The organism is Mesorhizobium sp. M7A.F.Ca.CA.001.08.2.1, from assembly GCF_003998455.1.
Taxonomy (GTDB): domain Bacteria; phylum Pseudomonadota; class Alphaproteobacteria; order Rhizobiales; family Rhizobiaceae; genus Mesorhizobium; species Mesorhizobium ciceri.
In genome coordinates, this window is the sequence record NZ_RZPW01001508.1 from 1 (window position 1) to 240 (window position 240).

1 protein-coding gene is annotated in these 240 nt (G+C 67.9%); it reads right to left on the reverse strand.

Going from position 1 to position 240, the window contains the following annotated elements; translation table 11 throughout:
- Positions 1–240: hypothetical protein (locus EN914_RS38665; protein ID WP_206522712.1), on the reverse strand; the 240-nt coding region annotated here is incomplete at both ends.

Consider the following 240-nt stretch of genomic DNA (forward strand, 5'->3'; position numbering starts at 1 on the left):
TCCGCGCCGGCCACATCCGCGTCGATCCCGGAGACCGTGAAGGCAACCGCGGTCTTCTCCGAATTGTTGATCGTCGTGTCGGTGATCGACAGCGTCAGCGGCGCACCCAGGTCCGCCGAGGTGTCGAGGTCGATGGCGGCGCCGTTGGCCGAGGCCGTGTTGCCGGCATCGTCGGTGACGTGGAGCACCGAGCTGATCGGCCCGTCATTCATGCCCGACAGATCGACCGTGCCCGCCGAG